This window comes from Roseovarius sp., from assembly GCF_018066915.1.
GTDB lineage: Bacteria > Pseudomonadota > Alphaproteobacteria > Rhodobacterales > Rhodobacteraceae > Roseovarius.
The window spans coordinates 1-7,246 of sequence record NZ_JAGPVV010000142.1; the positions used below are offsets into that span (position 1 = coordinate 1).

General features: G+C 63.7%; 11 protein-coding genes and 1 pseudogene. 3 read left to right on the forward strand and 9 right to left on the reverse strand.

Annotated features, from left to right (window positions below):
• Positions 1 to 185 precede the first annotated feature (185 nt).
• From KBT70_RS07685 to KBT70_RS07695, 3 genes are all read left to right on the forward strand, one after another.
• Positions 186 to 479, forward strand: coding sequence for a hypothetical protein (locus KBT70_RS07685; RefSeq protein ID WP_296630778.1), 294 nt, complete (start codon positions 186 to 188; stop codon positions 477 to 479).
• A 365-nt stretch (positions 480 to 844) separates the two neighbouring features.
• Positions 845 to 1,666 carry a type IV toxin-antitoxin system AbiEi family antitoxin gene (locus tag KBT70_RS07690; protein ID WP_296630781.1) on the forward strand — a complete coding sequence of 274 codons (822 nt, stop codon included), beginning with the start codon at positions 845 to 847 and terminating at the stop codon, positions 1,664 to 1,666.
• Positions 1,656 to 2,573: a nucleotidyl transferase AbiEii/AbiGii toxin family protein gene (locus KBT70_RS07695; protein WP_296630782.1), complete on the forward strand. Its 918-nt coding sequence runs from the start codon at positions 1,656 to 1,658 to the stop codon at positions 2,571 to 2,573. The genes KBT70_RS07690 and KBT70_RS07695 overlap by 11 nt, the downstream gene beginning before the upstream one ends.
• Positions 2,574 to 2,689: 116 nt before the next feature.
• Here the strand turns inward: KBT70_RS07695 and KBT70_RS07700 are convergent, their stop codons facing one another.
• The 9 genes and pseudogenes from KBT70_RS07700 to KBT70_RS07740 form a co-directional block, all read right to left on the reverse strand.
• Positions 2,690 to 3,283: a DUF6088 family protein gene (locus tag KBT70_RS07700; protein ID WP_296630785.1), complete on the reverse strand. Its 594-nt coding sequence runs from the start codon at positions 3,281 to 3,283 to the stop codon at positions 2,690 to 2,692.
• A 57-nt stretch (positions 3,284 to 3,340) separates the two neighbouring features.
• A complete protein-coding gene (locus KBT70_RS07705; RefSeq protein WP_296630788.1) occupies positions 3,341 to 3,985 on the reverse strand; it encodes an antitoxin of toxin-antitoxin stability system in 645 nt (214 codons plus the stop codon).
• Positions 3,978 to 4,397 (reverse strand): hypothetical protein, encoded by a 420-nt coding sequence (locus KBT70_RS07710; RefSeq protein WP_296630791.1) that lies wholly within the window; start codon positions 4,395 to 4,397, stop codon positions 3,978 to 3,980. Before KBT70_RS07710 ends, KBT70_RS07705 begins: the two co-directional genes overlap by 8 nt.
• A gap of 75 nt (positions 4,398 to 4,472) precedes the next feature.
• On the reverse strand, positions 4,473 to 4,670 hold the full coding sequence (locus KBT70_RS07715; protein WP_047998245.1) for a hypothetical protein: 198 nt from the start codon (positions 4,668 to 4,670) through the stop codon (positions 4,473 to 4,475).
• Position 4,671: 1 nt separating this feature from the next.
• Positions 4,672 to 5,049: a hypothetical protein gene (locus KBT70_RS07720; protein WP_296630798.1), complete on the reverse strand. Its 378-nt coding sequence runs from the start codon at positions 5,047 to 5,049 to the stop codon at positions 4,672 to 4,674.
• A gap of 10 nt (positions 5,050 to 5,059) precedes the next feature.
• Positions 5,060 to 5,551, reverse strand: coding sequence for a DUF6878 family protein (locus KBT70_RS07725; RefSeq protein ID WP_296630801.1), 492 nt, complete (start codon positions 5,549 to 5,551; stop codon positions 5,060 to 5,062).
• A 101-nt stretch (positions 5,552 to 5,652) separates the two neighbouring features.
• Positions 5,653 to 6,171 carry a DNA repair protein RadC gene (locus KBT70_RS07730; RefSeq protein WP_296630804.1) on the reverse strand — a complete coding sequence of 173 codons (519 nt, stop codon included), beginning with the start codon at positions 6,169 to 6,171 and terminating at the stop codon, positions 5,653 to 5,655.
• Positions 6,172 to 6,280: 109 nt separating this feature from the next.
• Positions 6,281 to 6,721, reverse strand: a complete 441-nt coding sequence (radC, locus tag KBT70_RS07735) for a DNA repair protein RadC (RefSeq protein ID WP_296630807.1) — start codon at positions 6,719 to 6,721, stop codon at positions 6,281 to 6,283.
• Between the two features lie 126 nt (positions 6,722 to 6,847).
• Positions 6,848 to 7,246: pseudogene (locus KBT70_RS07740) on the reverse strand (DUF932 domain-containing protein); the annotation flags it as partial.

Sequence of the window (7,246 nt, forward strand, 5' to 3'; positions counted from 1 at the left end):
ATGGGTCATCGGGAAACTCCGGAATGAGGGACAGGATCAGCCCCGGACACCCTCTTTCGGGCACCCTCAGGCCTGACCTCCCCCGGCCCTCCTCTTCCTCTCAAACCCCATGGTTTCCGCAGACGGCTTGATTTTGTTCCCGTTATGTTCTACTTTGAGAGCGACGCTAAGAAGGGAGATCCCCGATGGAAAGCACCACTTACGCCCTGCCCGCGACGCCAAAGCAGATCGCCTATGCGCGCGCGCTGGCCCTGCGCAACCAGACGCTTCTGCCGTGGGAGGTTCAGCAAGATCGGCGCTCCTTGAGCGCCTGGATCGACGCACAAGCCAAGATGAACCCGGGCACGCAGGACAGCCGCCCGACATCAAAGCAGGTCGCCTTTGCCGAACGCCTCGCCCGGATCAAGCGCCGCGCCGTGCCGGATGAGTGTTTCCGCGACAAGGAGCTGATGTCGAAGTGGATCGACGGGAACAAGTGAGCACGGCACCGGCTAGCTCCGGCCTTCCGGAGCTTCTGCCATACCGTGGCTTGGCAAACCGAGCGTAGTTGCCAACCTATAGGTTGGCAGATTAGCCCTTCGGGACATCAGCCTCGGTCAAACTCCTGTCCGAAGGACCAAGACCTGGGCCCGGCGGCACGCCGGGAGGTACACCGCTGCGACCTTCGGCAACCACCGCAAGTCGTGGTCGTCTCTCGACCCAGAGTCTTCAGATCTTCCTCCACTTGGGGCTAGCCCCTCAGTTCTTTGGAAATGGTGATGTTGGAGCGTCCATAACGCCAGAAAAGCATCCTCATCAAAGAAATCTGTAGATGTCTCTTTGAAAATATGTCACTTTAGGCATCATGGACGCCGCAAGGTCACAGAATCTGAAGAAACTGCTTGATGCCGTGCCCGCCGGGTATCTGGTCGATGCCGCTTGGCTCGTCTCCCAAGGCATCGCCTATGAGAGTTTCCGTGACTATGTGAAGCGCGGCTGGCTGGAGCGCATCACCCGAGGCGTCTTCCGCCGCCCCCTCCCCAGCACCGCAGCCCACCCGACGTCGAACAGCATCGACTGGAAGACCTGCATCCTGTCCACGCAGCACATCATGGGTCATGACCTGCATGTGGGCAGCACCACGGCGCTCGGCGAACAGGGACATGCCCATTACCTGCGCCTCGGCGAAAGCTCCCCTGTCTGGGTCTACGGAGACAGTATCCCGAACTGGCTGGCGAAACTGCCGATGGATGCCCAGATCAGAACCCGCCCCCGATCCTTGTTTACCGATCCAAAACTGGGCTTGATCGAGGGCAAAACGACCGGCCAGCCATGGGACTGGGGTCTCACGATGTCGACGCCGGAGCGCGCTATTCTGGAGGCCATGGACGAACTGCCTGACCATGAAAGCTTCCACACGCTCGACATGGTCTTCGAGAGCCTGACGGCCCTTCGCCCAAGACTGCTGTCAGACCTCCTGCAGTCCTGCCGAAAGATCAAGGTCAAGCGCCTGTTCTTCGTTTTCGCTGACCGCCACGACCATCCTTGGCGTAAGCGGATCGACCTGCAGACATTTGATCTCGGCAGCGGCGACCGAGCCTTGGTCCGAGGTGGCAAGATCCACCCGCGCTATCGGATCATGGTGCCGGATGATTTCGTGAAGCCGGAGGCTGACAGTGGCGCGTGAGACCTATGAAGCCCAAGTCGCGCTCCTGGTGCGCGTCCTGCCTCATGTCGCGGGCGAAAGCGTCTTCGCGCTCAAAGGTGGGACGGCGATCAACCTCTTTTACCGGGACCTGCCGCGGTTGTCGGTCGACATCGACCTGACTTACCTGCCAATCAAGGAACGCGCCGAGAGCCTGGACGAGATCAATGCCGCGATGGATCGCATCGCGGCTGCCATCGAAACCGGTATCCGCGGCGCGAAATCTCAGCGCATCCAAGGCGGTGGCGGCGGAGCCACACGGTTGCTGGCGCGCCTCGGCAATGCCGAGATCAAGATCGAAACCTCGCCTGTGACCCGAGGCGTGGTTCACGACCCGGAAATCCGGACCGTCTCGGCCGCTGTCGAGGATGTCTATGGCTATGCCGAAATGCAGATCGTCTCGTTCGAGGATCTGTTCGCTGGCAAGCTGCACGCTGCCTTGGACAGGCAGCATCCCCGGGATCTCTACGACGTCACGCTCCTTTACGAAAACGAGGGCCTGACGCAGGACCTCTTCCAGACCTTCCTGATCTACGTCGCCAGTTCGCCGCGCCCGGCGCATGAGCTTCTCGATCCGAACCTGATCGATCTCGGGCAACCGTTTGCGCGGGAATTCGAGGGCATGACCAGAACACCGGTCCCCCTCGACACGCTTCTGGCAACGCGCCTGAAATTGATCGCCGATGTGCAATCGCGACTCGATACCAATGCGAGGCAGTTCCTTCTGACACTTCAAGTCGGGGAGCCTGACTTTGCGGCCATTGACCGGGCGCAGGCGGCTCACCTGCCAGCCGTGCAGTGGAAAGTCCTCAACCTGAGCAAGCTGAAGCGCGACAACCCCATAAAGCACGCCGCGCAGCGCGACGCCCTGCTGAAGCTTCTGGGCTGAACCGTGCACCGCACCGTCGCGAGGCGGGTGAGCATTGACCCCCTGGGTCGACTGTCTTGAATTTGCATCCCGCCTCGGGATGGGCACCAGGCAAAGCAATCAGGTGCACTGACGCCTCAGCCATGGACTATCTCTCCAACCAAGCGAGCCAGCCAAGTCGGGAACTGCGGCGCAGCAGACACCAGTTCGGTCTTTGCCGTGTCCGCGAGCTTGGATCGCAGGATTTGCAAGGCCTTGGGAGCCTCATCCGGCCCGAGCCAGGCAAGAGCCCTAACAACCTGGCCGGAGGTCTTGTTGCCAAGGGCCAACTGCCAGCGCGGCGCATGTCGCAGTTCGACCGCTTGCTGGCCAAGGTTCAGCACACGGCTTCGCCCCGAGGTGAGGTAAACCGACTTGACCGGCACCTGTGTCGTGAGGCCCAGAGCGTTTGCCGCAGCAGCACCGCTCGGCACGATCGTCTCGCCCCGCAGCACAGCCAGAGCTTCGATCGCTTGTTCGGTCGAGGGACTACGCGGCCCAAAGCGTGTCTGGACCGGGCGCATGTAGATGCCGCGTCCCGCCCGGATCAACTCGCCGCGCGTGGCCAGACGCGACAGCGTCTGATCGACCGCCGCGCGCGAGCCGAGGTGCAGGAGCCCCTTCGCTGCCAAGGGCACCCCCTCCGGCAACGTCGTCGCGACATTCATGATGCTCTCGGCCATGCGCTCCATGATCGCTCCTTTGTCAGAAACATGTGCAGGTTTCTAACAGTTTTCAACCGTGCGGTCTCACCCGAAGCGGCGCCCTCCTTCGGTGAAGGTGTACTCGTTGACGATGATCACCTCCTCTATGGCCTCGTCCGAGGTGAGGTGGTCGTATTCAGCCTGAAGCTGGCGGTAGAGCCAGCGCGCCAGATCACGCAGCGCCTCGGTCACGATCTCCTCGGCGTCTTCGGTCGGCGGCTGCCAGGTCGGGCTGTCCCGCGTAACGTCAACGGACATCGTGTATTCATGGTAGTAGCGCCCGCGATGGCTGACTTCGGCCGCGAGCTGGTAGAAGTTCCGCCGCTGGATGGTCTGCAGCCGGTCGACGATGCCATGGAGCGTCGCGTCTTGGGGCGCGTAGTCGCGGATGCGCGCGGCCGCACCCTTGGCATGGCTAAGGTAGCCCTCGAAGCAGGCCCCGTCGCCCTGACTCCAGAACCCGGAGAACCAAATGCAGGGCTTGGCCCGCGTGCCGCCGCCCATCAGGCGGGCAGGCGTGGTCTTCAGGCGGATGCCGAGGATTTCGCAGACCCGCTCGAAATCCTCGTAGACCGCGTCCCACCAATCGTCGTGGGGGCCAAGCTCGCGATACCAGCTACGCGCTTTTTCCTTGGCCGCATCCGAGAGTTCGGGGAACTGGTAGACAGTGGTGCAGACGATCTCAGGCATCGACCTCCTCCCCGTTCAGCGCGGCGGCGAGCCACTCCTGGCTGCTCGTCCAGCCGATGGATTTGCGGGCACCGAGATCGATGACATGCGCGCCACCGCCAAAGGCGTCGAGGCGCGGCCGGGAGCAGGTCAGGGCATACTGGAAGCCCCAGAGGCCGGTGAGATCGAATTCTTCCGCGAGGCGCAGGACGAAGCGGATGACGGCTTCGACATCGCCGTGGTCGTCATCATGGATCCAGAGGGTGCTGCCCTCGGGCGCATCCTGGCGCACGAGGTCGAAGCCTGCAACCTCCGGGTCCTCGGCATCCTGATCGGCTTCGCGCAAGCTCTGGAACAGGGCGAGCGCGCGGGCGGCCTTGTCGGGGGTACCGACGTCGAGCAAGCATGAGAAATGGGTGAAGTAATCTGCCATTGGGACCTCCTGAATGGGGAAAACCCGGCCGGGCGGCCGGGCGTTGTGTTGGAATGAAGGGGTGGTTGGGGGTAATCAGCCGTTTGGCTGGTCGCCCGCCGCCTGTCGCGCGGCATGGGCGCAGAGCATCTGCTGGTAGAAGCGCTTGCGCGACGTCCGGAAGCCGCGCACGGCGCGCGTGTCGGGATGAAGCGCCCGGACCGCTGCGCGCAGGACGGCGTAAGGCGAAGCGGTCACCGGCAGGCCGAGGCGATGATAGGCCGGGTCGGTCATGTCAGGCGACCTCGACCACGGGCGCGGCGAGATGCGGATCGACCAATGCCTCGATCCGCTCGGACCGGCCCATCCACGGCTCGGGCCGGATGGCCTTCACCCAGTCGGCGAAGCTCGGGATGAAGCCGAGGTCCTCCTTGACATGCTGCTCGCCCACCCAGCGGGTCGGAATGATGCGCCCGGTCGAGAGTGTGAGGGTGGGACCGAAAATCGTCTCGGCCATGAAGATGCCCTCGGCATGGTGGCGCAGCGCCCGGTGCCGAAAGTCCGCAGTAATCTCCTTGCTCTGGTCGAACCAAGTATGCACGGCCATGTAGCAGTCGACCGTACCGCCCCATTTCTTCACCGAGGACAGGGCGTGGTGATAGGGATGTGCCATCGCCGCCCCCTCAGAAATCATGGGTGAAGAGTTCAGACGAGGTGAAGCGCTCGTTGAACTCAAGATGGATGCAGCGGGCCGCGGCGTCGAAGCAGAACTCGCCGTAGGCGCCGTCGTTGTTTTCCCAACCGCCATGGGTGTCGGAGAGGAAGTCGAAGGCGAGTTGTTCGGCGACATCCTCCAGCGACAGGCTGCGCATCTCGACCTCAGGATCGTCCCAGGTCAGCGCGGCGTATTCGATCTCGGTGGCGGGGAAATCGACAGTGGTCTCGCCGGACCATGCCCCGATGCTTTCGATTTGGCCGCTGTCACCGGCCCCGTCGAAGGTCACAGTGACATGGGTGATGCCGGCGGCCATGAGGCCATCGAACAGGCGGTCCTTGTTGCCGGGGCGCAGGGCGAGGGTCCGGGCGGTGCGGGCGGCATGCGCCGCGAAGATCTGCGCCATGTCGACGGTTGAGGGCGCCATCGGGGGCGTGAGGGTGGGTTCTGTCAGGGTCATCGGGTGTCTCCGGTAAGGGGAAGGGATCGGAGCCGAGCCGGGCGATCTCTCTCCCCCGGACAAACTCCACATCCCCCCTGCTCCTCTCTACCTCTGGCGCCTCACGCAGCGACCTGCAGCGCCCAGGCGGCGAAGGCGCGCCAGAGCGGGTCAACAAGTCGGGCATCCAGAAGATCAGCGCGGTGGCGCAGCTGAGCCGCCAGATCGGGCTCACCCCAGGTGGCCGCACGGCCCGCCTGAGCGCGCAGCTGGCTTGCCTCGGTCACGACGCCCCGCGCCTCGGCCGCGCTCGTCACCGGGTGGCACCAGGCGACGGCGCAGTCACTGGCGGCCCCGGCAAGAACCAGGCGCTGGTCGTAATCAAGGATGGCCAGAAGCTGCGGCGCTGCATCGGAGCCGTTGTGCTCGGCAAGCTCAAACGCCCCCTGCATGGCATCGGCCAGCGTCGCAAAACGCTCAACGACCACGGGGGCAGCGGCGCCCGACATCAGGGCTGCAGGCGTCCGGTGCATCCGCGTCAGCTCGAAAGGCAGGCTGGGATCAGGAGCGACAGTTGGGCCATTTGCGCCAGGACCCATCGGGCGCGGGCTCGGTTGGATCGGCAGGGGAAGGTCAAACATGGCAATATCTCCAACGGCGCGGGAAGCCTCTCTCCCCGCCTCATCCGTCAAAGACCAAACCGCCGCCCTCTTCCTCGAAGGGGCGACGGCAGCAGGTCTGGTGCCACGATCAGAGCTTGCCGAGGGCCCGCAGGCTCAGCTCCGTCCCGGCGCCGACGATGATGTGGTCATGCAGCGTCAGGCCGAGATACTTGCAGCCCTTCTGGATCTCCTTGGTCATGCTGAGATCGGCCTCGGACGGCGTGGGATCACCCGAAGGATGATTGTGGATCAGGATCAGGGCGCTGGCGTTCAGCATCAGGGCGCGCTTGATCACCTCGCGCGGATAGACAGGGACATGATCGACTGTGCCGGTCGACAAAAGCTCATCGGCGATGATGCGGTTCTTGCGGTCGAGATAGAGGACATGGAACCGCTCGATCGGGCCACGCACGGTCAGAGCGCAATAGTCCATCAGCGCCTGCCAGCTGCCGATGACCGGGTTCTGGCTAAGATAGCGGCCGAGGATGTCGCGTGCCTCGAGAATGACGGTTTCTTCCTGGGAAGTCATAGGTGTCTCGCTGAAATGCGCACACCGACGCCCCCTGCCCTTTCGGGGCAAAGCCAACGGCGTGCATGTTGAGAAATAGCTGCAGCGACCGCCCCGGTGTCGGGCGATCGCTGCATGGGTGCTTGGTCAGCCGACCCGGTCGAGGAGCTTCTTGGCGCGCCCCTCCATGTCGAGCCGCGCATCCTGCTGGGTCTTGTCGCGCGCCAGCCGCGTGATGCCTTGCACGAAGTCGAAGATGCTCTCGGGCGGGCGGCCCTCTTCCATCAGTACCTTCTCGATGATCTTGCCAGACTCGGCTTTTGAGAAGCCGCGCTTGCGGAGAAAATCCGCGCGATCCTCGTCGGTCCGTGCCACGATCTGCCGCCGCGCGGCCTTGATGCCGTTCAGGAAGCCCTGCGGCGAGGAATTGGCAAACCGCGTGAGCGCCGGGGCCGCCTCATGGGCAAAGCGCGAGGCCGCGTATTTCGAGTGGCGGATCTTGATCTCCTGAAAATCCTCGACGCCCCAGAGGTTGCGGTTCTGGCA